30 protein-coding genes are annotated in these 25,208 nt (G+C 71.1%); 18 read left to right on the top strand and 12 right to left on the bottom strand.

What is annotated here, in order from left to right:
- Positions 1-62: 62 nt before the first annotated feature.
- A complete protein-coding gene (gene ggt, locus D9C15_RS06810) occupies positions 63-2,072 on the top strand; it encodes a gamma-glutamyltransferase (protein ID WP_127996675.1) in 2,010 nt (669 codons plus the stop codon).
- An 8-nt stretch (positions 2,073-2,080) separates the two neighbouring features.
- Here ggt and D9C15_RS06805 read toward each other — a convergent pair whose 3' ends face one another.
- From D9C15_RS06805 to D9C15_RS06785, 5 genes are read right to left on the bottom strand one after another with little or no spacing between them, the layout of a single operon-like run.
- On the bottom strand, positions 2,081-2,404 hold the full coding sequence (locus D9C15_RS06805; protein ID WP_127996674.1) for a YkgJ family cysteine cluster protein: 324 nt from the start codon (positions 2,402-2,404) through the stop codon (positions 2,081-2,083).
- Entirely contained in the window at positions 2,401-3,852 is a 1,452-nt protein-coding gene (locus D9C15_RS06800; RefSeq protein ID WP_127996673.1) for a serine/threonine protein kinase, read from the bottom strand. The genes D9C15_RS06805 and D9C15_RS06800 overlap by 4 nt, the downstream gene beginning before the upstream one ends.
- Positions 3,842-4,585, bottom strand: a complete 744-nt coding sequence (locus D9C15_RS06795) for a metallophosphoesterase family protein (protein WP_127996672.1) — start codon at positions 4,583-4,585, stop codon at positions 3,842-3,844. Before D9C15_RS06795 ends, D9C15_RS06800 begins: the two co-directional genes overlap by 11 nt.
- A 13-nt stretch (positions 4,586-4,598) precedes the next feature.
- Complete coding sequence (gene argF, locus D9C15_RS06790) at positions 4,599-5,531, bottom strand: ornithine carbamoyltransferase (protein ID WP_127996671.1); 933 nt, start codon at positions 5,529-5,531, stop codon at positions 4,599-4,601.
- A complete protein-coding gene (locus D9C15_RS06785; protein WP_127996670.1) occupies positions 5,528-6,745 on the bottom strand; it encodes an aspartate aminotransferase family protein in 1,218 nt (405 codons plus the stop codon). Before D9C15_RS06785 ends, argF begins: the two co-directional genes overlap by 4 nt.
- Positions 6,746-6,943: 198 nt before the next feature.
- Between D9C15_RS06785 and D9C15_RS06780 the strand changes: the two genes are divergently transcribed.
- Positions 6,944-7,276: a DUF3579 domain-containing protein gene (locus tag D9C15_RS06780; protein ID WP_127996669.1), complete on the top strand. Its 333-nt coding sequence runs from the start codon at positions 6,944-6,946 to the stop codon at positions 7,274-7,276.
- A 48-nt stretch (positions 7,277-7,324) separates the two neighbouring features.
- On the opposite strand, the gene rpsT is transcribed toward D9C15_RS06780, so the two are convergent.
- On the bottom strand, positions 7,325-7,624 hold the full coding sequence (gene rpsT, locus D9C15_RS06775; RefSeq protein ID WP_112187623.1) for a 30S ribosomal protein S20: 300 nt from the start codon (positions 7,622-7,624) through the stop codon (positions 7,325-7,327).
- A 93-nt stretch (positions 7,625-7,717) separates the two neighbouring features.
- Between rpsT and murJ the strand changes: the two genes are divergently transcribed.
- The 9 genes from murJ to D9C15_RS06730 all read left to right on the top strand — a co-directional run bounded on the left by murJ (position 7,718) and on the right by D9C15_RS06730 (position 16,379).
- Entirely contained in the window at positions 7,718-9,274 is a 1,557-nt protein-coding gene (murJ, locus tag D9C15_RS06770; RefSeq protein WP_127996668.1) for a murein biosynthesis integral membrane protein MurJ, read from the top strand.
- A 9-nt stretch (positions 9,275-9,283) separates the two neighbouring features.
- Positions 9,284-10,153: a SirB1 family protein gene (locus D9C15_RS06765; protein WP_127996667.1), complete on the top strand. Its 870-nt coding sequence runs from the start codon at positions 9,284-9,286 to the stop codon at positions 10,151-10,153.
- Positions 10,154-10,246: 93 nt separating this feature from the next.
- Entirely contained in the window at positions 10,247-11,308 is a 1,062-nt protein-coding gene (locus D9C15_RS06760) for an AI-2E family transporter (protein WP_127996666.1), read from the top strand.
- Positions 11,305-11,985: a DnaA regulatory inactivator Hda gene (gene hda / locus D9C15_RS06755; protein ID WP_127996665.1), complete on the top strand. Its 681-nt coding sequence runs from the start codon at positions 11,305-11,307 to the stop codon at positions 11,983-11,985. The genes D9C15_RS06760 and hda overlap by 4 nt, the downstream gene beginning before the upstream one ends.
- On the top strand, positions 11,982-12,650 hold the full coding sequence (locus D9C15_RS06750; protein WP_127996664.1) for a histidinol-phosphatase: 669 nt from the start codon (positions 11,982-11,984) through the stop codon (positions 12,648-12,650). The genes hda and D9C15_RS06750 overlap by 4 nt, the downstream gene beginning before the upstream one ends.
- Positions 12,647-14,143 (top strand): polynucleotide adenylyltransferase PcnB, encoded by a 1,497-nt coding sequence (gene pcnB, locus D9C15_RS06745; protein ID WP_127996663.1) that lies wholly within the window; start codon positions 12,647-12,649, stop codon positions 14,141-14,143. The genes D9C15_RS06750 and pcnB overlap by 4 nt, the downstream gene beginning before the upstream one ends.
- On the top strand, positions 14,136-14,627 hold the full coding sequence (folK, locus tag D9C15_RS06740) for a 2-amino-4-hydroxy-6-hydroxymethyldihydropteridine diphosphokinase (protein ID WP_127996662.1): 492 nt from the start codon (positions 14,136-14,138) through the stop codon (positions 14,625-14,627). Before pcnB ends, folK begins: the two co-directional genes overlap by 8 nt.
- Positions 14,628-14,691: 64 nt before the next feature.
- The gene (locus D9C15_RS06735) at positions 14,692-15,339 is read left to right on the top strand and encodes a DUF47 domain-containing protein (RefSeq protein WP_127996661.1); all 648 of its coding nucleotides are present in this window, start codon (positions 14,692-14,694) and stop codon (positions 15,337-15,339) included.
- A 26-nt stretch (positions 15,340-15,365) separates the two neighbouring features.
- The gene (locus D9C15_RS06730; protein ID WP_127996660.1) at positions 15,366-16,379 is read left to right on the top strand and encodes an inorganic phosphate transporter; all 1,014 of its coding nucleotides are present in this window, start codon (positions 15,366-15,368) and stop codon (positions 16,377-16,379) included.
- Here D9C15_RS06730 and D9C15_RS06725 read toward each other — a convergent pair.
- Both D9C15_RS06725 and D9C15_RS06720 read right to left on the bottom strand, forming a co-directional pair.
- Positions 16,372-16,803 (bottom strand): hypothetical protein, encoded by a 432-nt coding sequence (locus D9C15_RS06725; RefSeq protein ID WP_127996659.1) that lies wholly within the window; start codon positions 16,801-16,803, stop codon positions 16,372-16,374. The two genes, D9C15_RS06730 and D9C15_RS06725, sit on opposite strands and share 8 nt — an antisense overlap.
- A complete protein-coding gene (locus tag D9C15_RS06720) occupies positions 16,800-17,336 on the bottom strand; it encodes a GNAT family N-acetyltransferase (RefSeq protein WP_127996658.1) in 537 nt (178 codons plus the stop codon). The genes D9C15_RS06725 and D9C15_RS06720 overlap by 4 nt, the downstream gene beginning before the upstream one ends.
- Before the next feature lie 161 nt (positions 17,337-17,497).
- Between D9C15_RS06720 and rpsP the strand changes: the two genes are divergently transcribed.
- The 6 genes from rpsP (at position 17,498) to D9C15_RS06690 (ending at position 21,353) form a co-directional block, all read left to right on the top strand.
- On the top strand, positions 17,498-17,746 hold the full coding sequence (rpsP, locus tag D9C15_RS06715; RefSeq protein WP_127996657.1) for a 30S ribosomal protein S16: 249 nt from the start codon (positions 17,498-17,500) through the stop codon (positions 17,744-17,746).
- Positions 17,674-18,348 carry a ribosome maturation factor RimM gene (gene rimM, locus D9C15_RS06710; protein WP_375138753.1) on the top strand — a complete coding sequence of 225 codons (675 nt, stop codon included), beginning with the start codon at positions 17,674-17,676 and terminating at the stop codon, positions 18,346-18,348. Before rpsP ends, rimM begins: the two co-directional genes overlap by 73 nt.
- Positions 18,349-18,364: 16 nt before the next feature.
- The gene (trmD, locus tag D9C15_RS06705; RefSeq protein ID WP_127996727.1) at positions 18,365-19,117 is read left to right on the top strand and encodes a tRNA (guanosine(37)-N1)-methyltransferase TrmD; all 753 of its coding nucleotides are present in this window, start codon (positions 18,365-18,367) and stop codon (positions 19,115-19,117) included.
- A 91-nt stretch (positions 19,118-19,208) separates the two neighbouring features.
- Positions 19,209-19,562 carry a 50S ribosomal protein L19 gene (gene rplS, locus D9C15_RS06700; protein ID WP_127996655.1) on the top strand — a complete coding sequence of 118 codons (354 nt, stop codon included), beginning with the start codon at positions 19,209-19,211 and terminating at the stop codon, positions 19,560-19,562.
- A gap of 64 nt (positions 19,563-19,626) precedes the next feature.
- The gene (locus D9C15_RS06695) at positions 19,627-20,322 is read left to right on the top strand and encodes a CoA pyrophosphatase (protein WP_127996654.1); all 696 of its coding nucleotides are present in this window, start codon (positions 19,627-19,629) and stop codon (positions 20,320-20,322) included.
- Between the two features lie 41 nt (positions 20,323-20,363).
- Positions 20,364-21,353: a CobD/CbiB family protein gene (locus D9C15_RS06690; protein ID WP_127996653.1), complete on the top strand. Its 990-nt coding sequence runs from the start codon at positions 20,364-20,366 to the stop codon at positions 21,351-21,353.
- Between the two features lies 1 nt (position 21,354).
- On the opposite strand, the gene rsgA is transcribed toward D9C15_RS06690, so the two are convergent.
- The 3 genes from rsgA to D9C15_RS06675 are packed head-to-tail and all read right to left on the bottom strand — an operon-like array spanning position 21,355 to position 23,884.
- Positions 21,355-22,269, bottom strand: coding sequence for a ribosome small subunit-dependent GTPase A (gene rsgA, locus D9C15_RS06685; RefSeq protein WP_127996652.1), 915 nt, complete (start codon positions 22,267-22,269; stop codon positions 21,355-21,357).
- On the bottom strand, positions 22,270-22,602 hold the full coding sequence (locus D9C15_RS06680; RefSeq protein WP_127996651.1) for a 4a-hydroxytetrahydrobiopterin dehydratase: 333 nt from the start codon (positions 22,600-22,602) through the stop codon (positions 22,270-22,272).
- 10 nt (positions 22,603-22,612) lie between these two features.
- Positions 22,613-23,884, bottom strand: coding sequence for a M48 family metallopeptidase (locus D9C15_RS06675; protein ID WP_127996650.1), 1,272 nt, complete (start codon positions 23,882-23,884; stop codon positions 22,613-22,615).
- A gap of 57 nt (positions 23,885-23,941) precedes the next feature.
- On the opposite strand from D9C15_RS06675, the gene orn reads away from it, so the two are divergent.
- Complete coding sequence (orn, locus tag D9C15_RS06670) at positions 23,942-24,502, top strand: oligoribonuclease (RefSeq protein WP_127996649.1); 561 nt, start codon at positions 23,942-23,944, stop codon at positions 24,500-24,502.
- Here the strand turns inward: orn and D9C15_RS06665 are convergent, their stop codons facing one another.
- Positions 24,503-25,051, bottom strand: coding sequence for a DUF2087 domain-containing protein (locus D9C15_RS06665; protein ID WP_127996648.1), 549 nt, complete (start codon positions 25,049-25,051; stop codon positions 24,503-24,505).
- Between the last annotated feature and the right edge of the window lie 157 nt (positions 25,052-25,208).

Raw genomic sequence — 25,208 nt, 5'->3', positions numbered from 1 at the left:
CGCGACCGGCGCATGATCGCCGGCGGCGCAGCTCGACGCCGAACAAACACAGGAGATCCCCCATGCACGCTCCCAGCCCGCTCGGCCGGCTGGCGCTGAGCCTCGCGCTCGCCGCCTTCAGCGCCTCGTGCGCCCTGCCGGTCGCCGCCCATCCGCCCGGCCATCACCCGAGCCTGCGCACCCCCGGCACGCCGCCGGGCATCGTGTTGCCGCCCACCGACGAGGACGTGCCGGCGCCGCCCGCCTGGGACGGCGTGGCGTTCCGCGGCGGCGTCGTGTCCGTCTCGCACCCGCTGGCCGCGCAGGCCGGCCGCGACGTGCTGGCACGCGGCGGCAACGCGATCGACGCGGCCGCCGCGATCCAGTTCATGCTCAACGTGGTGGAGCCGCAGTTCTCCGGCATCGGCGGCGGCGGCTTCATGATGATCCACCTGGCGCATCGCCACCGCACCTTCGCGATCGACGGGCGCGAGAAGGCCCCCGCCGCGGCCACGCCGACACAGTTCGTGCTGACCGACGTGCCGGCAGCGCAGCGCTTCACGATCGCCTCCACCAGCGGGCTGTCGGTCGGCGTGCCGGGCACGCTGGCGGTGCTGGACCATGCGCTCAGGCGCTACGGCACGATCCGCCTGTCCGAGGCGCTGGCCCCGGCCATCGAGGTGGCGGAGAAGGGCTTCAGGATCAACCGCTTCCTGGCCGCCAACATCGCCAACGACGGCGGCCGCACCGGCTTCCAGCCCGAGACGGCCGCCGTGTTCCGCCCGGGCGGCGTGCCGCTGGCCGACGGCGCGCTGCTGGTGCAGCCCGACCTCGCGAAGACCTTCCGGCTGATCGCCAGGCACGGCCCGAAGGTGTTCTACCAGGGCGAGATCGCGCAGGCGCTGGTGGCCGCGCAGCAGCGCAGCCGCACGCCGGTGGCGGCCGAAGGCGTGGGCCGCATGACGCTGCAGGACCTGGCCGACTACCGCGTCGTCGAACGCGACCCGGTGAAGGTGGACTACCGCGGCTGGACCGTGGCCGACATGGCGCCGCCGTCCTCCGGCGGGCTCACGGTCGGGCAGATGCTCGAGATGGTCGAGCGTTTCCCGATGGGCGACGCGGGCCAGGGCTTCGGCTTCGGCAGCCCGACCACGCTGCACGTGATGACCGAGGCGATGCGCCTGGCCTTCGCCGACCGCGCGGTGTGGATGGGCGACGAGGACTTCGTGCCGGTGCCCAAGACCGGCCTGCTGAACCCCGAGTACGTGGCCACGCGCTCGGCCATGATCAGCCTGACCTCGCGCATGGCCACGCCGGCCGCCGGCAACCCGCTGCCCTACGACACGGCGGCCACCGGCAACCGGAACGTGCGCCTCGCGCCCGAGAAGGAGGACACCGAGCAGCGCCCCTCGCACACCACGCACTACTCGGTGGTGGACAAGTGGGGCAACGTCGTCAGCTTCACGACAACGATCGAGGCCACCTGGGGCACCGGCATCACCGTGCCGGGCTACGGCTTCCTGCTCAACAACGAGCTGACCGACTTCAACTTCGACCCGGCCTTCAACCCCGCCACCGGCAACCCGGGCGCGAACGACGTGGCGCCGGGCAAGCGGCCGCGCAGCTCGATGGCGCCGGCGATCGTCTTCAAGGGCCGCGAGCCGGTGCTGGCCTACGGCTCGCCGGGCGGCGCGACGATCATCAACTCGGTGTTCAACGTCACGCTGAACCTGATCGACCACGGCATGAGCATCCAGCAGGCGATCAACGCGCCGCGGCTGTCGGTGACGAGCGCGACGGGCACGGTCTCGTGCGAGGGTGTCGAGCCCTTCATGCAGCCCAAGTTCAGCGTCGCGACGCAGGACGCGCTGCGCAGCCTCGGCCACCTGGTGCCCGGCGCGGCCGGCGCCAACGGCTGCACGGCCACCATCGGCTCGGTGCAGGGCGTCGTGATCGACCTGCGCACCGGGCGCCAGTACGGCGGTGCGGACCTGCGCCGCGAGGGCACGGTGCTCGGCCTGAAGCGCGTCAAGGCGCAGGGACCCAAGGACCGAGACAAGCGGGACGAGCGCGACGACGAGACCGACGACTGACCTGCCGGTCAGAGCGGCGGCAGGCCGTGGCGCGCGCGGGCGCGCGCGCAGGCCTCGTCGCCGATGCCGAGCGGCGCGCGCAGGCCGAACTCGCGGCACGGCGACGGGCGCCACTCGTAGATGCCGCACTGCGCCTGCACCCCGACCGTGCCCACCAGCGCCGCGCAGCGCGGCCGGGCATGGTCGGTGCCGCGCATGCGGCACAGGCTCGTGTTGAGCTCGACGGCCAGGCCGGCCGGCACCTGGCCGCCTTCGCCTTCGAGCTCTTCGCGCGCGAAGTCGACGCGGAAGCTGGCGCAGCAGGCGCCGCAGCGGGTGCAGGGGTTGTTCATCCGGCGGCGGTGCGCACCACGGTGACGTTGCACGGCGCCTCGGCCGCCACCTGGGCCGACACGCTGCCCAGGTAGCGGCGCAGGCTGCCGCTGCTGCGCGCGCCCATCACGATGTGGTCGACCTGGTTGCGCTGCGCGTACTCGACGATCGCGGCGGCCGGATCGGGCGCCTCCAGCACGTGGAAGGTCAGCCGGCCTTCCGGCACCTCGTGCTGCTGCTCGAGCGTCTTGACCAGCGGGTGGGCCCAGTGCTTGAGCTGCACCAGCAGGTTGACATGCTTGCTGCTGCCGTCGCGCTCGACCAGCTCGTCGGTGGCGATGCGGTTGATCTTCATGACGGTCAGGCAGGCCAGGCGTGCCCCGGGTTCGGTCTGCAGCAGGCGCTGCACCGTGTGGCGCACCGCTTCCAGCAGCGAGGGCTCGGCCGCGGCCACGTCCACCGCGGCCAGCACGATCGGGCTGCGCACGGTCTGCTCGACTGCGCTGGCCGCCGGCGCCGGCTCGTGCCCGATCGCGGTGAACCAGCGCCGCAGCGACTGCCAGCGGCTGCCGCGCGCCAGCCGCCCGGCGCGCTCGGTCAGCGCCACCTGCGCGGGATGCTGCATCTCGAAGGCCAGCTGCGCCGCGCTCTGGTGGCGCTTGCCCGGCTGCACCTCGAGGCAGCGCAGGATGACCTCCTGCAGCCAGGGCGGGATCTCGGGCCGGATCGCGCGCGGCGGCACCGGCTCCTCGTAGAGCCGGCGGCGCAGCCCGCGCACCGTGTTCGGCGCGCCGAACGGGCGCTGGCCGGTGGCCAGGTGGTAGAGCAGCACGCCGAGCGCGAACAGGTCGCTGCGCGGATCGTTGCGCACGAACTGCACCTGCTCGGGCGACATGTACGGGCCGGTGCCCATCGGCAGCTCGAACTCCTCGTCGAGCAGGTCGGGCAGCAGGTCGTGGCGCGACAGCCCGAAGTCCACCAGCACCGCCTCGCCGGTGCTGCGGAACATGATGTTGCTCGGCTTCACGTCGAGGTGGATGACGTGCTGGCGGTGCAGGTCGTGCAGCGCGGTGGCGACCTTCCAGCCGACCTCGATCACCTCGGCCAGCGGCAGCGGCGCCTGCTCGAAGCGTGTGCGCAGCGAGTTGCCCTCGATGCGCTCCATCACGATGTAGGGCTGGCGCGTGAAGTCGCCCTTGGCGACGAAGCGCGGCACGTGCGTTCCGGCGAGCGCCGGCATGATCATCTGCTCGACCTCGAAGCCGACGATGGTGGCCGGGTCGTCGCCGCCCTTGATGCGCGGCACCTTCATGATGAGCGGCATCGAATCGTCGCCGTCGTCCATGCGGGTGACGCGCCACAGGTGCGCCATGCCGCCCTGGTGGGTGCGCTCGACGAGCCGGAAACCGTCGATCACCTGGCCGGGTTCGAGCTTGCCCGGACCCGGCCAGCGCGACTCATTCGCCATGCTGCAGCCGCGCGGCCAGGCGCTGCGGCAGGCCGGCCGCGCGGATCTTCGCGCCGGCGGACTCCACGTCGTAGGGCACGCGGTGGTAGGTCAGCGTCGAGCCCTGGGTCTCGAAGGTGGCATAACACGCGGCCGGATTGCCGTCGCGCGGCTGGCCGGCCGAGCCGGGGATGACCAGCCAGCGGCGCTGTTCCGACAGCGGGATCGGCATGCCGGGCGTGGGCACGAAGTCGCCCGCCTTGCCGGTGCCGCTGAGGTGGAACAGCTTCGGGTCGTGCACGTGGCCGCAGAAGGTGAAGCGTGCGTCGGTGGACTGCAGGCTGCGCACCGCCTCGACGCGGCCGAGCACGTACATCCATTCGGACGGCGCGAAGGCGTTGGCGTGCACGAACAGCCGGTCGCCGTCGACCACCTGCATCGGCAGCCCGCCGAGGAAGGCGATCTGCTCGCGCGTCAGGCGCTCGCAGGTCCACTCGACCACCTGGCGCGCCTCGGGGATCATGGTCGGCAGCGGGCCCTGCACGACGGCCGCGTCGTGGTTGCCCAGCACCGCGATCGCGCCCTGCGCCACATGCTCGCGGATGCGGTCGACCACCCAGCCGGGGTCGGCGCCGTAGCCGACGAAATCGCCCAGGAAGGCGTAACGCTGCGCACCCTGCGCCTTCGCGTGCGCCAGCACCGCCTCGACCGCCTCGCGGTTCGCGTGCAGGTCGGTGATCAGCGCGAACTTCATGCGCCCGGGTCCGTCATCCGATGCGGCCGAGCAGCAGGTATTCCATCAAGGCCTTCTGCACATGCATGCGGTTCTCGGCCTCGTCCCACACCACCGACTGCGGGCCGTCGATCACCTCGGCCTCGACCTCCTCGCCGCGGTGCGCCGGCAGGCAGTGCATGAACAGCGCATCGGGCTGCGCCACCGACATCATCTGCCGGTCCACGCACCAGTCGGCGAAGGCCTTCTGGCGCGCCTCGTTCTCGGCCTCGTAGCCCATGCTGGTCCACACGTCGGTGGTGACCAGGTGCGCGCCCTCGCAGGCGGCGATCGGGCTCTTGAAGATCCGCACGCAGTCGGGATTCGACACGCCGGCCACCTTGGGGTCGATCTCGTAGCCCGAGGGCGTGCTGACGTGCAGCGTGAAGCCGAGAATGTCGGCCGCCTGCAGCCAGGTGTTGGCCATGTTGTTGCCGTCGCCCACCCAGGCCACCGTCTTGCCCTGGATCGAGCCGCGGTGCTCGATGTAGGTGAAGATGTCGGCCAGGATCTGGCAGGGGTGGTACTCGTTGGTCAGGCCATTGATCACCGGCACGCGCGAATGCGCCGCGAAGCGCTCCAGCTTGGTCTGCTCGTAGGTGCGGATCATCACCAGGTCGACCATGCGGCTGATCACGCGCGCGCTGTCCTCCACCGGCTCGGCGCGGCCGAGCTGGCTGTCGCCGGTGGTCAGGTGCACCACCGAGCCGCCCATCTGGTACATGCCGGCCTCGAAGCTGACGCGCGTGCGCGTGCTGGCCTTTTCGAAGATCATCGCCAGCGTGCGGTCCACCAGCGGCTGGTACTTCTCGTAGTTCTTGAAGCGCTTCTTGATGATTGCCGTGCGCTCGAGCAGGTAGGTGTACTCCTCGGCGCGCAGGTCGCGGAACTGCAGGTAGTGGCGCATCAGGCTCGGGCCCGGCTTCATGACGGCTCGGCCTCGGCGAGGAAGTCCTTGATCAGCGGCACCAGCAGGGCGACGATCTGCGCCGCCTCGTCGGCCGAGAGGATCAGCGGCGGCACGAGGCGGATCACCTTGTCGGCCGTGACGCTGAGCAGCAGCCCGGCACGGGCGGCGCGGCCGAGCAGGTCGCCGCAGGGGCGCGCCAGCTCGATGCCGAGCATCAGCCCCTGGCCGCGGATCTCGACCACGCCGGCGACGCCGGCCAGCTCGCGCTGCAGACCGCCCTTGAGCAGCGCGCCGACGCGCGCGGCGTTCTCGAGCAGGCCGTCCTCTTCCATGATGCGCAGCGTCTCGACGCCGGCGCGCATCGCCAGCGGGTTGCCGCCGAAGGTGGTGCCGTGGTTGCCGGGGCCGAACACCTCGGCCGCGCGCGGACCGCAGACCACCGCGCCGACCGGCACGCCCGAGCCCAGGCCCTTGGCCAGCGGCATCACGTCGGGCCGGATGCCGGCCCACTGGTGCGCGAACCACTTGCCGGTGCGGCCGATGCCGCACTGCACCTCGTCGAGCATCAGCAGCCAGTCGTTGGCGTCGCACAGGCGGCGCACCGCCTGCAGGTACTCGACCGTGGCCGGGTTGATGCCGCCCTCGCCCTGGATCACCTCGAGGAACACCGCGACGATGTTCTTGTTGCCCGCGGCAAGCTTCTCGAGCGCTGTCACGTCGTTCAGCGGCACACGCGGGAAGCCCTCGACCAGCGGCCCGAAGCCGGCCTGCACCTTGGGGTTGCCGGTGGCCGACAGCGTGGCGATCGAGCGGCCGTGGAAGGCCTTCTCGTAGACCACGATCTCCGGCCGCTCGATGCCCTTGTCGTGGCCGAACTTGCGCGCGATCTTCAGCGCCGCCTCGTTGGCCTCCAGCCCGGTGCTGCAGAAGAACACCTTCGACAGACCCGACAGTTCGCACAGCTTCGCGGCGAGCCGCTCCTGCAGCGGCACCAGGTAGTAGTTGGAGCTGTGGATCAGCTTGCCGATCTGCTCCTGCAGCGCCGGCACGAGCTTCGGGTGCGCATGCCCCAGCGTGTTGACCGCGATGCCGCCCAGGGCGTCGAGGTACTTGCGGCCCTCGGTGTCCCAGACCCAGCAGCCCTGGCCGTGGGAGAGCGCGATCGGCAGGCGCCCGTAGGTCCGCATCACGTGCGGTTCGGGGCTCGCGGGCAGTTTTTCCGGGGCATTCATCGCGGTCTCCGTCGCGGCAGGAGCGGGGAATTCTAAGGGTCGCCCCGGAAGCGCCGATAAACGGCCATGGGCGTGATGGAACCCGGATTCCGGTTTGCTGCGGCGCAGCAACTTGGCGGCACAATACCTGCTGCGCAACGGCCGTTCCTGTGGGCCGAACGCTGGCCTGCGCTGCAGCCTGCACCGGCCGAACCCGACATGCCTCCCCATCCCAAACGCGAAGTCTTCATCCAGGGCACCACGCTGGACGGCCGCACCTTCCGCCCGAGCGACTGGGCCGAACGGCTGGCTGGCGCGATGTCGTGCTTCCGCCCCGACGGGGTGCGCGGCCGCATCGGCGACTTCATCGGCTACTCGCCCTACTGCGTGCCGCGCGTGATCGGCGGCGTCAAGTTCGTCATCGTCAACGAGGCGCTGCGCGACCTCGAGCCGATGGCCTGGGACTTCGTGATGAACTTCGCGCGCGACAATCAACTGCAGGTCAGCGACGCCTGCCTGTTGCCCGACACGTCGGAGCGGGCCCCGAAATGAAGAAGGGCCCGCCTGCGCGAGCCCTTCGTCCACCACCCAAGAAGCCGTTCAGGCCGTCGCGAGCGCCTTGACGCTGGCGGCCAAGCGGCTCTTGTGGCGAGCCGCCTTGTTCTTGTGGAACATGCCCTTGTCGGCCACCGAGTCGATCACGCTCTGGGCGGTCTTGAACAGGTCGGTCGCCTTGGCCTTGTCGCCGGCGGCCACGGCCTTCTGCACGTTCTTGATGACGGTGCGGAACTTCGAGCGCAGCGCGGTGTTCGCGGCGTTGAGCTTCACGTCCTGGCGCGCGCGCTTGCGGCCCGACGCGATGCGGACGGTCTTCTTCTTGGCTTTGGATGACGTGGCCATGCGTGTAAAGGGGTTTGCCTGGGTGGAGCAAAGACAGCCAGTATAGCAGTAATCCGGCGCGCGCCTGCCGGCTGCCTATAATCCGCCGCCTTCATGAACCTGCTGCGGGCCGCCTCCACCGTCTCCCTCTTCACGCTGGCGTCGCGCATCACCGGCCTGGCCCGCGAGGCGATCGTCGCCGCGGCCTTCGGCGCCAGCGCCTGGATGGACGCGTTCCAGGTTGCCTTCCGCATCCCCAACCTGCTGCGCCGGCTGTTCGCCGAAGGGGCGTTCTCGCAGGCCTTCGTGCCGATCCTGGCCGAGACCCGCGCCCGCGAGGGCGACGAGGCCACGCACCGCCTGGTCGACGCCGTGGCCACCGCGCTGTTCTGGGCGCTGATGCTGGCCTGCGTGCTGGGCGTCGCGGCGGCGCCGGTGGTCGTGTGGCTGATGGCCTCGGGGCTGGAGCGCTTCGACGCCGCGGTGCTGATGACGCGGGTGATGTTCCCCTACATCGCCTTCATGTCGCTGGTGGCGCTCGCGGCCGGCATCCTGAACACCTGGAAGCGCTTCGCGGTGCCGGCGGCCACGCCGGTGCTGCTGAACCTGGCGGTGATCGGCGCCGCCTGGGGCCTGGTGCCGCTGTTCCGGCGCCACGGCATCGAGCCGATCCACGCGCTGGCCGTCGGCGTGATGATCGGCGGCGCGCTGCAGTTGCTGGTGCAGGTTCCGGCGCTGCGGCGCATCGGGGCGCTGCCGCACATCCGCCTCGCGCCGGCGGGCATCCGCGCCGCCTGGACGCACCCGGGCGTGGTACGAGTGCTGCGCCAGATGGCGCCGGCGCTGCTTGGGGTCTCGGTGGCGCAGCTGTCGCTGCTGATCAACACCCAGATCGCCTCGCACCAGGGTGTGGGTGCGGTCTCCTGGTTGACCTATGCCGACCGGCTGATGGAGTTCCCGACCGCCTTGCTGGGCGTCGCGCTGGGCGTGGTGCTGCTGCCGCAGCTCGCGGCGGCGCAGGCCAGGCAGCAGGAGGGCGAGTACTCCGGCCTGCTCGACTGGGGGCTGCGCCTCGTGCTGCTGCTGGCGCTTCCCTGCGCCGCGGCGCTGCTGGTGTTCCCGCAGCCGCTCGTCGCGGTGCTGTACCACTACGGCGCGATCACCGCGGGCGACGTCGAGCGCACCGCGCTCGCGCTGATGGGTTACGGCGTCGGGCTGATGGGACTGGTGGGCGTGAAGATCCTCGCGCCGGGCTACTACGCCCGCCAGGACATCCGCACGCCGGTGCGCATCGCGGTGGTCGTGCTGGTGCTGACGCAGCTGATGAACCTGCTGTTCGTGCCGCACCTCGGCCATGCCGGGCTGGCGCTGTCGATCGGCCTGGGCGCGCTGATCAATGCCGGCTGGCTGTACGTCGGCCTGCGCCGTGGCGGCCTCTACCGGCCGGGGCCGGGCTGGTGGCCGTTCGGCCTGCGTGTGATCGCCGCCAGCGGCGTGATGGCGGCGGCGCTGGCCTGGGCGGCGCGCGCGATCGACTGGATCGGCCTGCGCGAGCATCCCTGGCAGCGCATCGGCTGGATGGCCGCCTGCCTGGCCGGCGCCGTGCTGCTGTACTTCGCCTGCCTGCTGGCCAGCGGCCTGAAGCTTCGACAATTCGCGCGCCGCGGCTAAACTGACCTCATGGCCGGACCGCTGCAATTCGAGGCGCCCAGCGCGCTCGAGTACTTCGCCGCGCTGGTGGCCGAGGACCGCAGCCTCTCGCTCGTCGAGGCGGCAGCCTCCATCGCGCAGGACGAGTTCCCCCGGCTCGACACGCAGGCCGTGCTGGCCGAGATCGACACGCTGGCCGACAAGCTGCGCCGGCGCATCCCGGCAGACGCGGTGCCGGTGCAGCGGCTGCGCTGGCTGAACCGCTTCTTCTTCCAGGAGCTCGGATTCGCCGGCAACGTCAACAACTACTACGATCCGGCCAACAGCTACCTGAACCGGGTGCTGAGCACGCGGCGCGGCATCCCCATCACGCTGGCCGTGCTCTACATCGAGCTGGCCACGCAGATCGGGCTGACGGCGCGCGGCGTGTCGTTCCCGGGCCATTTCCTGATCAAGCTGAAGATGCCGCAGGGCGAGGTGGTGATCGACCCGTTCACCGGCCAGTCGCTCTCGCGCGAGGAACTCGACGAGCTGTTGCTGCCCTACAAGCGCCACCGCGGCCTGCAGGGGGAGTTCGACGTGCCGCTCGGCCTGTTCCTGCAGGCCGCGCCGGCGCGCGAGGTGGTGGCGCGCATGCTGCGCAACCTGAAGGAGATCCACCGCAGCGCCGAGGACTGGGGCCGCCTGCTGGCGGTACAGCAGCGCCTGGTGGTGCTGCTGCCGCAGGCCTGGGAGGAGCGGCGCGACCGAGGCCTCGCCTACGCCGAGCTCGGCCACCACGACGAGGCGGTGCGCGATCTGGCCGAGTACCTCGAGCGTGTCGGCGAGGCCCCCGACCGACGCGCGATCGGTGAGCGCCTGGACGAGCTGCGCCGCCTCGGGCCGCCACGCCTGCATTGAGCCGGCGGCGGCCGGCCGCCGGGCCGTCGCGGGGCGGCTGATTAGAATCCCGCGCCTGCCGACCCCGGCCCCGCGGGGCCGACACTCCTCCGAATGACGCTGTCTCCCGCCCAACGCCAGACACTGACCTGGTTCGCCATCGCTGCCGCTGCGCTGCTGCTGCTGTGGCTGCTGGCGCCGGTGCTGACGCCCTTCGTCGTCGGTGCGGTGCTGGCCTACGCGCTGCACCCGGCGGTCGAGCGGCTCGCCGCGAGGCGCGTGCCGCGGCTGCTGTCGGTGCTGCTGGTGGAGGTGGTGTTCATCGTCGCCGTGCTGGCGGTGCTGCTGCTGATCGTGCCGATCATCTCGAAAGAGCTGCCGATGCTGCGCGAGCAGATCCCGACGCTCGCCGACCGGCTCAACCGCAACCTCTCGCCCTGGCTGGCGCAGTTCGGCATCCACGTGCAGCTCGACATCGCCGGCATCAAGGCCTTCGTGCTGAAGTACCTGGACGCCAACCTGGAAGACTGGCTCGGCACCGTGCTCAGCTCGGCGCGCATCGGCGGCTCGATCCTGCTGGCGGTGATCGGCAACGCGGTGCTGGTGCCGGTGGTGCTGTTCTACCTGCTGATGGACTGGCCCCGGCTGGTGGAGCGCAGCCAGGCGCTGATTCCGCGCGCGCGCCTGGAATCCGTGACCGGCTTCCTCGACGAGTGCGACGTGATGCTCGGCCAGTACCTGCGCGGCCAGCTGCTGGTGATGCTCATCCTGGCGGCCTTCTATGCGATCGGCCTGGCGCTGTTCCGCTTCGACCTGGCACTGCCGGTGGGCGTGTTCACCGGGCTGGCGATCTTCATTCCCTACCTCGGCTTCGGCCTCGGCCTGCTGCTCGCGCTGCTGGCCGGCCTGCTGCAGTTCGCCAGCTGGTACGGCGTGGTGGCGGTGGCGGTGGTCTACGGCATCGGCCAGGTGGTCGAGAGCCTGTTCCTGACGCCGCGCCTGGTGGGCGAACGCATCGGCATGAACCCGCTGATGGTCATCTTCGCGCTGCTCGCCTTCGGCCACCTGTTCGGCTTCGTCGGCGTGCTGATCGCGCTGCCGGTCAGCGCGGTGCTGGTGGTGGCGGTGCGCCGGCTGCGCGCGCTCTACCTCGACAGCCCGCTGTACCGCGGATGAAGCAGCTGCCGCTGGCCATCGGCGCGCTGGGCGCGGGCCCCGAACAGAGCTTCGAGACCTTCACGCCCGGCGCCAACGCGGCGCTGCTGGCGCATCTGGCCGGCTTCGGCCCCGGCGCGGCGCCGGTGTACCTGTGGGGGCCGCGCGGCTGCGGCAAGACGCACCTGCTGCACGCGCTGGTGCGCAGGGTCGAGGCCCAGGGGCAGCGCGCCGGCTGGTTCGCTCCCGACGTGCCGCTGCCCTGGGAGGCGGACGAGGCCTGGCCGCTGATCGTGCTGGACGACTGCGATGCCCTCGACGCGGCGCGCCAGCAGGCCGCCTTCGCGCTGCTGGTGCACTCGCTCGGGCAGGGCAGCGCGGTGGCCGCGGCCGGACGGCTGCCGCCGGTGGACCTGCCGCTGCGCGAGGACCTGCGCACCCGGCTCGGCTGGGGCCCGGTGTTCGGCGTGCAGCCGCTGGACGAGCCGGCCGTGCGCGCCACGCTGCGCCGCGAGGCCGACCGGCGCGGCATCTTCCTGTCCGACGAGGTGATGGGCTACCTGCTGACGCGCTTCGAGCGCGACCTGAAGCACCTGATGCGCCAGCTCGAGCGGCTCGACCGCTTCTCGCTGGCGAACAAGCGCGCAATCACCGTGCCGCTGCTCAAGCAGATGATCGCGGAGGAAGGAACGCCGTGAACCTGACGCTGTTCGACCTCGACGAGACGCTGATCCCGCTCGATTCGGACCACGCCTGGGGCGAGTTCGTGATCCGGCTCGGCTGGGTCGACGAGGGGGCCTTCCGGCGCCGCAACGACGCGTTCTTCGCCGACTACAAGGCCGGCCGGCTCGACATCCACGCGTACATCGCCTTCGCCACCGAGCCGCTGCGTGCGCAGGGGCCGCAGCGCTGCGCCGAGGCCCATGCGCGCTTCATGCACGAGGTGGTGGAACCGGCGCTGCACCCGGCGGCGCTGGCGCTGGTGCGCGAGCACCAGGCGCGCGGCGACCGTGTCGCGCTGGTCACCGCGACCAACGACTTCATCACCGCGCCGATCGCGCGCGCCTTCGGCATCGAGGCGCTGATCGCCGTGCGGCTGGAGCGTGGGCCCGGGGGTACCATCACCGGCCGGATCGACGGCGTGCCGAGCTACCGCGAGGGCAAGGTGGCGCGGGTGGGCGAGTGGCTGGCGGCTTCCGGCGCGGCCTGGGGCGATTTCGAGCGGGTCAGCGTCTACAGCGATTCGCCCAACGACCTGCCGCTGCTCGAACGCGCCACCGACCCGGTGGCGACCAATCCGTCGCCGGCCCTCGAGGCGATCGCGCGCGAGCGCGGCTGGCGCATCCTGAGACTGTTCGAATGATCAAGAAGCTGATCGACAAGCTGCTGGGCAAGAGCGGCAAGGCCAACCCGCTGGGCAAGCGGGTCGAGATCCCGCTGAGCGAGCACGGCATCGACAAGGCGCTGGTCGACGAGCGCGCCATCAAGGTGGTGAGCACGCTCGCCGAGGCCGGCCACGAGGCCTACATCGTCGGCGGCGCGGTGCGCGACCTGCTGCTCGGCCTGCGGCCGAAGGACTTCGACGTCGCGACCAACGCCACGCCCGAGCAGGTCAAGGCACTGTTCCGGCGCGCCTTCATCATCGGGCGGCGCTTCCGCATCGTGCACGTGGTGTTCGGGCGCGGGCGCGAGCACGAGGTGATCGAGGTCTCGACCTTCCGCGCGCTGATCGACGCCAGCGCCGAGCAGGTGCAGGGCGACGAGAAGAGCTCGCGCCGCGAACTGGCCGACAAGACCAGCGTGGTCGACGCCAGCGGCCGCGTGCTGCGCGACAACGTCTGGGGCCCGCAGATCGAGGACGCGGCGCGCCGCGACTTCACCGTCAACGCGATGTACTACGACCCGCAGCGCGAGATCGTGGTCGACTACCACGGCGGCCTGGCCGACGCGCGCAAGAAGCTGCTGCGCATGATCGGCGACCCGGCCACGCGCTACCGCGAGGACCCGGTGCGCATCATCCGCGTGGTGCGCTTCGCGGCCAAGCTCGGCTTCGAGATCGAGCCCAAGACCCGCGCGCCGATCCGCGAGATGGCCGCGCTGCTGGACAACATCCCGCCCTCGCGCACCTTCGACGAGATGATCAAGCTGCTGCAGACCGGCCACGCGCTGGCCAGCATCGAGGAGCTGCGCAAGCAGGGCCTGCACCGCGGCGTGTTCCCGGTGCTCGACGTGGCGCTCGACGAGGCGCAGCGCCACGACGGGCGCGAGAAGTTCGTGCAGCTCGCGCTGGCCGACACCGACCGGCGCGTCGGCGAGGGCAAGCCGGTGGCGCCGAGCTTCATGCTCGCCTGCCTGCTGTGGCACGACGTGCTCGACGGCTGGCAGAAGGCCCGGGCGCGCGGCGAGGCCCCGTTCCCGGCGCTGCAGCAGGCGGTCGACGCCGCCTTCGACGCGCGCATCGGCGACATTTCCGGCCGCGGCAAGCTGGGCGCCGACATGCGCGAGATCTGGATGATGCAGCCGCGCTTCGAGCGCCGCAGCGGCACCACGCCGTACTCGCTGGTCGAGCAGCCGCGCTTCCGTGCCGGCTTCGACTTCCTGCGCCTGCGCGCCGATGCCGGCGAGGTGGACAACGAACTCGCCGAATGGTGGGAGGACTTCTCCCTCGGTACCGACGAGGAGCGCGAGGCACTGGTCGAGCAGGCGCGCGAGCGCGACCAGCAGGCCCGCCGCAGCGGCCCGGCCGGCACGGCCGGCGCGCCGGAGGCCGCGCGCAAGAAGCGCCGCCGGCGCCGCAAGCCGGCCGGCGAGGGCGCGGCGCCCGCGCCGGCCGCCGAACCGGCGCCCGATGCCTGACGATGCCGCGCGCGCCTGGGTCGGCCTGGGCGCGAACCTGGGCGACGCACGCGCCACGCTGGCCGCGGCGCTCGACGCGCTCGGCCGGATCGACGCCACGCGGCTGCTGCGCCGCTCGTCGATCTACCGCAGCGCGCCGATCGATTCCAGCGGGCCCGACTACCTGAACGCCGTCGCCGAGCTCGAGACCACGCTCGCGCCGCACGAGCTGCTGGCGCGCCTGCAGGCGATCGAGCGGGCGCATGGCCGCGAGCGGCCGTACCGCAACGCGCCGCGCACGCTGGACCTCGACCTGCTGCTGTACGGCGACGCGGTGATCGATACGCCGACGCTCGCCGTGCCCCACCCGCGGCTGCACGAACGGGCCTTCGTGCTGCATCCCCTGGCCGAGCTGGCGCCCGGGCTCGTGGTGCCCGGCCGGGGCCGCGTGGAGGCGCAGCTGCCGGGTGTCTCGGACCAGCGCATCGAGCGCCTGAGCGCCTGACCGGGCCGGCTACACTCGCGCCCCATGACGGTTTCGTGACCGTCGTGTGACACGAGGACATTCGATGCTGTTCGGCAAGCTGCTGCCCCGCGAAGGCAACTTCTTCGAGCTCTTCAACCAGCATGGCGGGCACATCGTCGAGGGCGCGCGTGCCTTCACGCTGCTGATCCAGAACTACGCCGACCCGGGCCTGCGCGAGAAGTACGCCACCGAGGTGGGCAATGCCGAGCGCAGCGCCGACCGCGTCACCGCCGAGGTGAACCGGCTGCTGCACAAGACCTTCATCACCCCGATCGACCGCGAGCAGATCCATTCGCTGATCAATGCGATGGACGACGTGCTGGACCTACTGCAGGACGTGACCGAGACCATGTCGCTGTACGACGTGCACCACATGACCGAGGAGGTGATGCGCCTGGGCGACCTCTCGGCCAAGTGCTGCGAGCGCGTGCAGCACGCCGTCTCGCTGCTGCCCAAGATCAGCCAGCCGGCCACCGCCGAGGCGGCCATCAAGACCTGCGAGGAGATCGACAAGCTCGAGAGCGACGCCGACCGCGTGATGCGCAGCGCGATGTCCAAGCTGTTCCGCGAAGAGACCGACGTGCGCGAGCTGATCAAGCTGAAGACGATCTACGAGCAGCTCGAATCGATCTCCGACCGCTGCGAGGACGTGGCCAACCTGATCGAGGGCGTGGTCCTCGAGAACTCCTGAGCGCACGCGCGCCGACGGGCTGATACATGGATTCCGTCCAGACCGCGTTCTGGGTCGTGGTGCTGCTGGTCGTGCTGGCCGTGGCCTTCGACTTCATGAACGGCTTCCACGACGCCGCCAACTCGATCGCCACGGTCGTCTCCACCGGCGTGCTCAAGCCGCAGCAGGCGGTGCTGTTCGCGGCCTTCTTCAACGTCGTCGCGATCTTCGTGTTCCAGCTGAAGGTGGCGGCCACGGTCGGCAAGGGCATCGTCGTGCCGGGCGTGGTGGATCACCACGTGGTGTTCGGCGCGCTGATCGGGGCGATCTTCTGGAACATCGTCACCTGGTGGTACGGCATCCCGTCGAGCTCGTCGCACGCGCTGATCGGCGGCATCGTCGGTGCGGTGATCGCCAAGGCCGGCGCCGGTTCGCTGATCGGTGCCGGGGTGCTGAAGACGGTGGCCTTCATCCTCGTCTCGCCGTTGCTCGGCTTCCTGCTCGGCTCGCTGCTGATGGTGCTGGTGGCGCATCTCTTCAGACGAGCGTCGCCACTGCTGGTGGACAACTGGTTCCGGCGCCTGCAGCTGGTCTCGGCCGGCCTGTACAGCCTGGGCCACGGCGGCAACGACGCGCAGAAGACCATCGGCATCATCTGGATGCTGCTGATCGCCGCCGGCTACACCAGCGCCAGCGACAAGCTGCCGCCGACCTGGGTGATCTGGACCTGCTACATCGCCATCGGCCTGGGCACGATGTTCGGCGGCTGGCGCATCGTCAAGACCATGGGCCAGAAGATCACCAAGCTCAAGCCGGTGGGCGGCTTCTGCGCCGAGACGGGCGGGGCGCTGACGCTGTTCCTGGCCACCGCGCTGGGCATCCCGGTCTCGACCACCCACACCATCACCGGCGCGATCGTCGGCGTCGGCTCGGTGCGCAGCGCCTCGGCGGTGCGCTGGGGCGTGGCCGGCAACATCGTCTGGGCCTGGATCTTCACGATCCCCGCCTCGGCCTTCGTGGCCGGCGTGTTCTACTGGATCGGCCTGAAGCTGTTCAACTGAGCCCGGCCTGGTACTCGAAGAAGCGCTGGGCCGAGAAGGCGATCGTCGCCATCAGCACGCCGGCGCCGAGCATCAGCGCGACGATCACGCCGATCACCACGCCCCAGCCGCTGACGTGCGGCGGGCCCTGCGGGTTGTGGCGTGCGTTCCACTTCTCGTCCGGCGTGAGGCCGTAGACGATGGCGCTCAGCATCGTGGCCGACAGCACCAGGCCGAGCAGCGGGATCAGCACCCAGGCGAGCCGGTCGTCCTGGCCGAGTTCACGCATGCGCAGCACGCCGAGCGTGCCCAGCAGCGTCGGCCAGGGCAGCAGCCAGCCCCAGACGTCCTTGAAGCCGTGCAGGTAGAAGCGGTGCAACCCGAGCGGGCCGCCCACCAGCGCGATCCAGGTGGCCAGGGTCTTCGACTTGTAGCCGGCGCTCATCGGTCGACGGGGGCCGCTGCATCGCCCAGACCGAGCGCCTTCTGCATCAGCACCACGTCGAGCCAGCGGCCGAACTTCCAGCCCGCGCTCCTGAGCACGCCGGTGTGCTCGAAGCCCAGGCTGCGGTGCACGCCGATCGAGCCGGCGTTGCCCGAATCGCCGATCACCGCGAGCATCTGGCGCGCGCCGGCCGCCTGGCAGCGTGCCATCAGCTCGGCCAGCAGCAGGCGCCCGACACCCTGCCCGCGCGCCGTGTCGGCCAGGTAGATCGAGTCCTCCAGGCAGAAGCGGTAGGCGCGCCGCGGGCGGAAGTGGTTGGCGTAGGCGTAGCCGAGCACCTCGCCGGCGCGTTCGGCCACCAGCCAGGGCAGGGCCTTGTCGAGCACGTCGGCACGCCGGCGGGCCATCTCGGCCGCGTCGGGCACGTCGAGCTCGAAGGTGCCCGTGCCGTGCTCGACGTGCCAGGCATAGATGGCGGTGATGGCCGGCAGGTCGGCCTCGGTGCTGGGGCGGATCGACAGGGATGCGGTCATGGGCAGGTGCGTGGCGGGCGCGAGCGACTATAATGCCGGGTTTCGCTGCTGGCCGGTCGGGGGACCGGCGTATCTACGGCAGTGAATCCCGACAGCCCAGATCGGCACGGACGGTGTGTCTCCCGCGCCGGGCCGATCGCCCCAGACCCCGAGGACACCCCATGGTCGTGATTCGACTGGCCCGTGGCGGCGCCAAGAAGCGCCCCTTCTACAACATCGTCGTTGCCGACTCGCGCGAGCGCCGCGACGGCCGCTTCATTGAGCGCATCGGCTTCTACAACCCGGTGGCCTCCGGCGGGGAGCAGCCGCTGCGCGTGGCCTACGATCGCCTGGAGCACTGGACCAGCCACGGCGCCCAGCCGTCGCCGACGGTCAAGCGTCTGGTCCAGCAGGCCAAGGCGGCGGCCTGAGGGCTGCCCGGTCGGCCGTGACGGGCACCCCGCCCGACATCGTCGATTGGCCCGCCGATGCGGTCGAGGTCGGCCGCATCGTCGATGCCTGGGGCGTCAAGGGATGGATCAAGGTCCAGCCCTTCGCCACCGACCCGCAGGCGCTGTTCTCCACGCGCCGCTGGTACCTGAAGAGCCCCGAAGGCGCGCTGCGCCCGGGGCCTGCATTGTTTCCCCCGCTGCTGAAGATCGTGCAGTCGCGCGAGCACGGCGAAGTCGTGGTCGCGCAGGCGCAGGACGTGGCCGACCGCACGGCCGCCGAGGCACTGCGCGGGGCGCGTGTGTTCGTGCCGCGCGCCAGCTTCCCGACGCCCGAGCCCGACGAGTACTACTGGGTCGACCTGATCGGCCTGGCCGTGGTCAACCGCGCGGGCGAGTCGCTCGGCCGTGTCGTCGGCCTGCTCGACACCGGCCCGCACAGCGTGCTGCGCGTGCTGCCCGAGGGCGCCGACCCGGCCGCCGGCGAGGAGGCCGAGCGGCTGATCCCCTTCGTCGCCGCCTACGTCGACACGGTGGACCGCGAGGCCGGCCGCATCGTCGTCGACTGGGGCCTGGACTACTGAGTTGCCGGGCGTCGCGATGCGCTTCGACGTGCTGACGCTGTTCCCGGACCTGTTCCGGCCCCACCTCGAACTCGGCGTCACGCGCCGCGCCTACGAGTCGGGCCGGGTCGACGTGCACCTGTGGGCACTGCGCGACTTCGCCGACGATGCCTATCGCCGCGTCGACGACCGCCCGTACGGCGGCGGCCCGGGCATGGTGCTGCTGGCCGAGCCGCTCGAGCGGGCGCTGGCGGCGGTGCGCGCGGCGCGGCCCGACGCCGCGCCCGTGGTGCATTTCACGCCCACCGGACGGCGCCTCGACCAGGCCGCGGTGGGCGAGTTCGCCGCCGGGCCCGGCGCGATCCTGCTGTGCGGGCGCTACGAGGGCATCGACCAGCGCTTCCTGGACCGGCATGTCGACCTGGAACTCAGCCTGGGCGACTTCGTGCTGTCCGGCGGCGAACTGCCCGCCCTGGCGCTGCTGGATGCGGTGGCGCGGCTGCAGCCGGGCGTGCTGGGCGACGCCGCCTCGCACCAGCAGGACAGCTTCTCCGACGCGCTGCTCGATTGCCCGCACTACAGCCGGCCCGAGGTGCTGGGCGAGGGGCCCGATGCCCGGCCGGTGCCGGCGGTGCTGCTGTCGGGCCACCATGCCGAGATCGCCCGCTGGCGGCGCGAGCGGGCGCTCGAACTCACCGCGCGCCGGCGCCCCGACCTGATCGCCGCGGCGCGTGCCGCCGGGCGGCTCCGGCCGGCCGACGAGAAGTTCCTGGCCTCGCTCGGGCTATAATCTGCGGCTTTTCGATCCTCTGGCGGGCACCGGATCCGAAGGATCCGACCAACACCACCGACCAAGCCCCGCCACGATCATTGGAGAACCCATGGACCTGATCCAGACCCTCGAGCGGGAAGAGATTGCCCGTCTCAACAAGACCATTCCCGAGTTCGCGCCGGGCGACACGGTGATCGTGAACGTCAACGTCGTCGAAGGCACGCGCAAGCGCGTGCAGGCCTACGAAGGCGTGGTGATCGCCAAGCGCAACCGCGGCCTGAACAGCAGCTTCATCGTGCGCAAGATCTCCAGCGGCGAAGGCGTGGAGCGCACCTTCCAGCTCTACAGCCCGCTGATCGCCTCCATCGAGGTCAAGCGCAAGGGCGACGTGCGCCGCGCCAAGCTCTACTACCTGCGCGAGCGCTCCGGCAAGTCGGCCCGCATCAAGGAGAAGCTGGCCTGATCCCGATGAGGATTCACGCCGTCGAAGCCGCCCCGCGAGGGCGGCTTTGTCTTTTTCCACCCCGATGACCCGCCCGCTGATCCTCGACCCGCAGGCGGTGCCGGTGCTCGGCACCGATGCGCACCTGCCCGCCGTCGATCCGGCCACGCTCCTGCCGGACGCCTTGCGTGCGCGCTTCGCTGCGCCGCCGGCCTACCGGCCCGAGATCGCCGGCGACGGCCACCTGTTCGCCGGCCGCGAGCCGGCGCATGCCTCGGTGCTGGTGCCGCTGGTGGCACATGCCGCCGGCACCACCGTGCTGCTGACACGCCGCACCGACCACCTGCGCGACCATGCCGGGCAGATCAGCTTCCCCGGCGGCCGCGCCGAGTCGGACGATGCCGATGCCGTGGCCACCGCGCTGCGCGAGGCCGAGGAGGAAGTGGGCCTGCCGCGCGCCGCGGTGGACGTGATCGGCGCGCTGCCGCACTACACCACCGTCACCGGCTTCGTCGTCACCCCGGTGGTGGCGCTGGTGCGCCCGGGCATCGAGCTCACGCCCGATCCCTTCGAGGTGGCCGAAGCCTTCGAGGTGCCGCTGGCCTTCCTGATGAACCCGGCGCACCACCACCGGCATGTGTTCGAGACCGGCGGGCAGCAGCGCCGCTTCCTCTCGATGCCCTGGGTCGCGCCCGGTGCCGACGGCGCGCCGCGGCAGTACTTCATCTGGGGGGCCACGGCCGCCATGCTGCGCAATCTGTACGGCTTCCTCGCGGCCTGACTCTGCAGGGGCGGCCGGGGTGGCCGCTATCATCGGCCGGCATGAGTTTTTTCGCCGTCCTGTTCGCCCTGCTGATCGAACAGCTCAAGCCGCTGCCGCGCGGCAACGTCATCCATGACGCCCTGACCGGCTGGATGCGCTGGACGGGGCGGAACTTCGATGCCGGGCGCGACCACCATGCCTGTGTCGTGTGGTGCATCACCGTGCTGCTGCCGGCGCTGCTGACCTTCGCGGCCTACCAGGCCGCGGCCCACTTCAGCCTGCTGCTGGCGCTGGCCTGGGACGTGGCGGTGCTCTACCTGACGCTGGGCTTCCGCCAGTTCAGCCACTACTTCACCGACATCCGCGACGCGCTGGACCGCGGCGACGAGGCCGAGGCGCGCCGCCTGCTGACCCAGTGGCGCCACCTCGACGCGAGCGAACTGCCGCGCACCGAGCTGCTGCGCCACGTGATCGAGCATTCGCTGCTGGCCGCGCACCGGCACGTGTTCGGCGTGTTCTTCTGGTTCGTGCTGCTGTCCAGCCTCGGGTTCGGGCCGGCCGGCGCGGTGCTGTACCGGTTGGCCGAGTTCGCCGGCCGCTACTGGGCCTTCAAGAGCCGCACGGTCGGCGCGCCGATCAACCAGCGCCTGATGAACCTCTCGCAGTGGCTGTTCGGCCTGCTCGACCACGTGCCGGCGCGGCTGACGGCCTTCGGCTTCGCGGTGGTGGGCAACTTCGAGGAGGCCATCACCTGCTGGCGGCGCGACGCGGCACTGTGGAAGCATCCCAACGAGGGCATCATCCTGGCCGCCGCGGCGGGCGCCGTCGGCGTGCAGCTCGGCGGCAGCGCGGCACCGGGCGTGACGCCCGACCGCAGCAAGACCTTCGAGGCCGGCGCGCTGCCCGAAGCCGTGCTCGCCGACGGCTCCACGCCCGGCCTGCCGCCCGTGCCCGGCCACCTGCGCAGCATCGTCGGCCTGGTGTGGCGCTCGGTGGTGCTGTGGATGCTGCTGCTGGCGCTGCTGACGCTGGCCAACCTGATCGGCTGAGCTAGAAGCGCGAGCGGGCCAGCTCGGCGTGGATCTCGGCGTAGATGCGGTGGCGCGAGGCGCTGACGCGGCCGGCCTCGACCGCCGCCAGCACCCCGCAGCCCGGCTCGTGCAGGTGGGTGCAGTTGTAGAAGCGGCAGCCGGTCGAGGCGGCGCGGATGTCTGGCATCAGCCCGGCCAGCTCGGCCGGCTCGAGGTGGCGCAGGCCGAACTCCTGGAAGCCCGGGGAATCGATCAGCCCGGTCGTGCGCGCCGCGTCGAGCCAGTACCACTGCGTGGTCGTGGTGGTGTGGCGGCCGGAGTTCAGCGCCTGGGAGATCTCGCCCACCTGCGCGCCGGCGTCGGGCACGAGCAGGTTGATCAAGGTGCTCTTGCCGGTGCCGCTCGGGCCGAGCACCAGCGTCGCGCGCTGCGCCAGCAGCGGCGCCAGCACCGCCCGGCTCTCGTCCGGCCGCGCCTTGAGCGCCAGCTCCACGACCTCGGTGCCCATTGCCGCGTAGGGCGCCAGGCGCCCACGGGCCTCGTCGATCTCCGGCAGGTCGGCCTTGTTCAGCACGATGCGCGCCGGGATGCCGGCCTGCTCGGAGGCGATCAGCGCCCGCGCCAGCTGCGATTCGCTGAACACCGGCCGCGCGGCCACCAGCACCAGGATCTGGTCGAGGTTGGCGGCAAAGGACTTGGTCTTCCACTCGTCCTGCCGGAACAGCAGGTTGCGGCGCGGCTCGACATGCTCGATCACGCCTTCGTCGCCGCCGGCGGCGGTGGGCATCCAGCGCACCCGGTCGCCGACCACGCAGTCGCTCTTCTTGCCGCGCGGGTGGCAGGTCAGTCGCCGCCCCTCCGGTGTCTCGACGATGTAGTGGCGGCCGTGGCCGGCCACGACCAGTCCGACATCGAGCTCCTGGTGGCGGCTCACTCAGGCCGTGAACGCGACGAGTGCGTCCGTCTTGGCGGCGCAGATGAAGTCGTTCACCGAGATGCCGCCCACCGAGTGGGTGTCGAAGCGCACCACGCAGCGGTCGTAGAACACGCGCAGCTCGGGGTGGTGGTCTTCCGCGTTGGCGATCCAGGCCAGCGCGTTCACGAACGCGATGGTCTCGTGGTAGTTGCGGAACGAGAAGGTCTTCTCGATCGCGCCGTCGGCCAGGCGCCAGCCGCTGAGCTGGGCCAGGTGGTCGCGGATCGCCTCCGGGCTCATCGCCGGGTGGCCTTCTAGGGGCTGGCAGCGTTGGTGCAGGAGATTGCTCATCGTGGTGTCCTCAGGCCGGCTGGCGCTGCATGGCCGCCAGGCGCTCCGAGGCAGGCGGGTGCGAGTAGTAGAAGCGCACGTACACCGGGTCGGGCGTCAGCGTGGCCGCATTGTCCTCGTGCAGCTTGAGCAGCGCGGCGGCGAGGTCGGCGCCGCTGGCCTGCTGGCAGGCGTAGGCATCGGCCTCGAACTCGTGCCGGCGCGACAGCTGCGCCAGCAGCGGCGAGACGAAGAAGCCGAACACCGGCACGACGAGCAGGAACAGCAGCAGCGCCAGCGCATCGTTCGGCGCACCCACCGAGGCCTGCACGCCCAGCCCGGCGTAGAACCAGCTCTGCCCGGCCAGCCAGCCGAGCAGCGCGAAGCCGGCCAGGCTGATGCCGAACATCGCCACCATGCGCTTGACCACGTGCTTGTGCTTGAAGTGGCCGAGCTCGTGCGCCAGCACCGCCTCCACCTCCGGCGGCGAGAGCTTGCTCAGCAGCGTGTCGAAGAACACCACCCGCTTGGCCGCGCCGAAGCCGGTGAAGTAGGCGTTGGCATGGGCCGAGCGCCGGCTGCCGTCCATCACGAACAGGCCGCGCGCGGTGAAGCCGCAGCGCGCCATCAGCGCCTGCACGCGTGCCTTGAGCGACTCGTCGGCCAGCGGCTCGAACTTGTTGAACAGCGGCGCGATGACGGTCGGGTACAGCACCAGCATCAGCAGGTTGAAGCCCATCCACACGCCCCAGGCCCACAGCCACCAGGTGCCGCCGGCTGCCCCCATGATCCACAGGATCAGTGCGGCGATCGGCAGCCCGACCAGCGCGCCGACCAGCAGGCCCTTGGCCATGTCGGCGACGTACAGCCCGAGCGTCATGCGGTTGAAGCCGAAGCGCTGCTCGATGCGGAAGGTGCTGTAGAGCTCCAGCGGCAGGTCGATGGCACCGGAGATGAGCGCGAAGGCGGCCAGCAGCGCCAGCTGGTAGGCCATGTCGCCGAAGCGCGGCTGGATCGCCTCGCGCAGCGCGCCGTTCAACGCATCCAGGCCGCCGAGCAGCGTCCAGCCCAGCAGCACCGCGGCGCCGACCGCGGTGGCGAGCAGGCCGAAGCGGCCCTTGGCGAGCGTGTAGTCGGCCGCCTTCTGGTGCGCGGCGATCGACACCGAGCCGGCGAACGGGGCCGGCACCGCGTCGCGGTGCGCCGCCACATGGCGCATCTGCCGCGTCGCGAGCCAGTACTTGACGGCCAGCGAGGCGAGCAGCACGGCGGCGAAGACGTAGGTCAGGGTCGAGGCGTGCATGGCCCCAAGTGTAGAACTGCGAGAATCGGCCCCCGTTTCGCAATGACTATCGAACCGATGAGCGCCACCCCGTTGACCGCCAGCGACCAGAACCTGGTCTGGATTGACCTGGAGATGACCGGCCTGTACCCGGACCGCGACCGCATCATCGAGATCGCGGTGGTCGTGACCGACGCCCAGCTCGGCTCGCGCACCGAGGGCCCGGTGTTCGCCATCCACCAGAGCGATGCCACGCTCGACGCGATGGACGCCTGGAACAAGGGCACGCACGGCAAGAGCGGGCTGATCGACCGGGTCAAGGCCTCCACCGTGGACGAGGCCGCCGCCGAGCAGCAGGTGATCGAGTTCCTGCAGCGCTACGTGCCGCGCGGCAAGTCGCCCATGTGCGGCAACAGCATCTGCCAGGACCGGCGCTTCCTCGCCAACCACATGCCGGCGCTGGAGGCCTTCTTCCACTACCGCAACCTGGACGTCTCCACGCTCAAGGAGCTGGCGCGGCGCTGGAAGCCGGCCATCCTGGACGGCTTCAAGAAGGCCCAGGCGCACACCGCGCTGGCCGACATCCACGAGTCGATCGACGAGCTGGTCTACTACCGCCAGCACCTGCTGGCGGCCTGATCAGCCCTGGCGCCCGCGCAGCGCGCGCATCAGCGCCATCGCCTCGGGCGGGGGGCGGCGCGGCAGCTTGCGGTAGTCGCTGCCGTCGCTCTGGCGCGCCAGCAGCTTCTCGTTGACCAGCTCGCGCCGCAGCGTGCAGTGGTCGCCGAACAGGTGCCAGGCGTTCAGGATGTCGTTGACCTCGCGCTCGCTGTAGCGGCGCCGCGCGTCGAAGCGCAGCCACAGCCCCCACAGCATCAGGCGCTGCACGCTGAACTTGATCGGCCAGCGGGTCAGCCGGCCATGCGCGTCGAACTGGCGCAGCGCCTTGCGGGCCGTGTCGCTGAGTTCCGGCTCGGGCGCGGGCCCGGCGGCGGGCTGCGGCGCGGGCGGGCGCGCCTTCAGGCTCTGGTAGTTGCGGTAGCCGGCCGCGCGGGCCAGCATGTTCAGCAGCTCGACATGGCCGGGCGGCCGCTGCTCGAGCTCGTGGGTCTGCTTCAGGTCGCGCGCGAGTGATTTCGCGAAGCGCGAGATGTCGGCCGCGTGCAGCGGGACGTCGGTTCGGGGCATGAAGGTCTTCCTTCGTGCATGCGCCAAGCCTCGGTGTCGAGGCGCCGGGGGTTGCCGACTTCCGGCCGGACGCACACGAGGGTGACCGGACACGGGAGAACAAGGGCAGGTTCAGCTCGCACACGGGGTGCGCGGCAACGCCTGGGTGAACTGCCGA

Origin of the sequence: Piscinibacter defluvii, from assembly GCF_004011805.1 — a bacterium.
Taxonomy (GTDB): domain Bacteria; phylum Pseudomonadota; class Gammaproteobacteria; order Burkholderiales; family Burkholderiaceae_C; genus Piscinibacter; species Piscinibacter defluvii.
This window is presented reverse-complemented; position numbering and strand designations above follow the sequence as displayed.

What these genes read in the sequence shown, in the direction of transcription:
- murJ (WP_127996668.1), top strand. Translation starts at nt 7,718, where the DNA reads ATGAACCTGCTGCGGGCCGCCTCCACCGTCTCCCTCTTCACGCTGGCG.
- D9C15_RS06690 (WP_127996653.1), top strand. Translation starts at nt 20,364, where the DNA reads ATGAGTTTTTTCGCCGTCCTGTTCGCCCTGCTGATCGAACAGCTCAAG.
- D9C15_RS06730 (WP_127996660.1), top strand. Translation starts at nt 15,366, where the DNA reads ATGGATTCCGTCCAGACCGCGTTCTGGGTCGTGGTGCTGCTGGTCGTG.
- D9C15_RS06795 (WP_127996672.1), bottom strand. Translation starts at nt 4,585, where the DNA reads ATGAAGTTCGCGCTGATCACCGACCTGCACGCGAACCGCGAGGCGGTC.
- D9C15_RS06720 (WP_127996658.1), bottom strand. Translation starts at nt 17,336, where the DNA reads ATGACCGCATCCCTGTCGATCCGCCCCAGCACCGAGGCCGACCTGCCG.
- orn (WP_127996649.1), top strand. Translation starts at nt 23,942, where the DNA reads ATGAGCGCCACCCCGTTGACCGCCAGCGACCAGAACCTGGTCTGGATT.
- argF (WP_127996671.1), bottom strand. Translation starts at nt 5,531, where the DNA reads ATGAAGCCGGGCCCGAGCCTGATGCGCCACTACCTGCAGTTCCGCGAC.
- D9C15_RS06760 (WP_127996666.1), top strand. Translation starts at nt 10,247, where the DNA reads ATGACGCTGTCTCCCGCCCAACGCCAGACACTGACCTGGTTCGCCATC.
- pcnB (WP_127996663.1), top strand. Translation starts at nt 12,647, where the DNA reads ATGATCAAGAAGCTGATCGACAAGCTGCTGGGCAAGAGCGGCAAGGCC.
- D9C15_RS06725 (WP_127996659.1), bottom strand. Translation starts at nt 16,803, where the DNA reads ATGAGCGCCGGCTACAAGTCGAAGACCCTGGCCACCTGGATCGCGCTG.
- ggt (WP_127996675.1), top strand. Translation starts at nt 63, where the DNA reads ATGCACGCTCCCAGCCCGCTCGGCCGGCTGGCGCTGAGCCTCGCGCTC.
- D9C15_RS06735 (WP_127996661.1), top strand. Translation starts at nt 14,692, where the DNA reads ATGCTGTTCGGCAAGCTGCTGCCCCGCGAAGGCAACTTCTTCGAGCTC.
- rpsT (WP_112187623.1), bottom strand. Translation starts at nt 7,624, where the DNA reads ATGGCCACGTCATCCAAAGCCAAGAAGAAGACCGTCCGCATCGCGTCG.
- rplS (WP_127996655.1), top strand. Translation starts at nt 19,209, where the DNA reads ATGGACCTGATCCAGACCCTCGAGCGGGAAGAGATTGCCCGTCTCAAC.
- D9C15_RS06665 (WP_127996648.1), bottom strand. Translation starts at nt 25,051, where the DNA reads ATGCCCCGAACCGACGTCCCGCTGCACGCGGCCGACATCTCGCGCTTC.
- D9C15_RS06805 (WP_127996674.1), bottom strand. Translation starts at nt 2,404, where the DNA reads ATGAACAACCCCTGCACCCGCTGCGGCGCCTGCTGCGCCAGCTTCCGC.
- hda (WP_127996665.1), top strand. Translation starts at nt 11,305, where the DNA reads ATGAAGCAGCTGCCGCTGGCCATCGGCGCGCTGGGCGCGGGCCCCGAA.
- trmD (WP_127996727.1), top strand. Translation starts at nt 18,365, where the DNA reads ATGCGCTTCGACGTGCTGACGCTGTTCCCGGACCTGTTCCGGCCCCAC.
- D9C15_RS06675 (WP_127996650.1), bottom strand. Translation starts at nt 23,884, where the DNA reads ATGCACGCCTCGACCCTGACCTACGTCTTCGCCGCCGTGCTGCTCGCC.
- D9C15_RS06680 (WP_127996651.1), bottom strand. Translation starts at nt 22,602, where the DNA reads ATGAGCAATCTCCTGCACCAACGCTGCCAGCCCCTAGAAGGCCACCCG.
- rpsP (WP_127996657.1), top strand. Translation starts at nt 17,498, where the DNA reads ATGGTCGTGATTCGACTGGCCCGTGGCGGCGCCAAGAAGCGCCCCTTC.
- D9C15_RS06800 (WP_127996673.1), bottom strand. Translation starts at nt 3,852, where the DNA reads ATGGCGAATGAGTCGCGCTGGCCGGGTCCGGGCAAGCTCGAACCCGGC.
- D9C15_RS06785 (WP_127996670.1), bottom strand. Translation starts at nt 6,745, where the DNA reads ATGAATGCCCCGGAAAAACTGCCCGCGAGCCCCGAACCGCACGTGATG.
- folK (WP_127996662.1), top strand. Translation starts at nt 14,136, where the DNA reads ATGCCTGACGATGCCGCGCGCGCCTGGGTCGGCCTGGGCGCGAACCTG.
- D9C15_RS06765 (WP_127996667.1), top strand. Translation starts at nt 9,284, where the DNA reads ATGGCCGGACCGCTGCAATTCGAGGCGCCCAGCGCGCTCGAGTACTTC.
- D9C15_RS06695 (WP_127996654.1), top strand. Translation starts at nt 19,627, where the DNA reads ATGACCCGCCCGCTGATCCTCGACCCGCAGGCGGTGCCGGTGCTCGGC.
- D9C15_RS06780 (WP_127996669.1), top strand. Translation starts at nt 6,944, where the DNA reads ATGCCTCCCCATCCCAAACGCGAAGTCTTCATCCAGGGCACCACGCTG.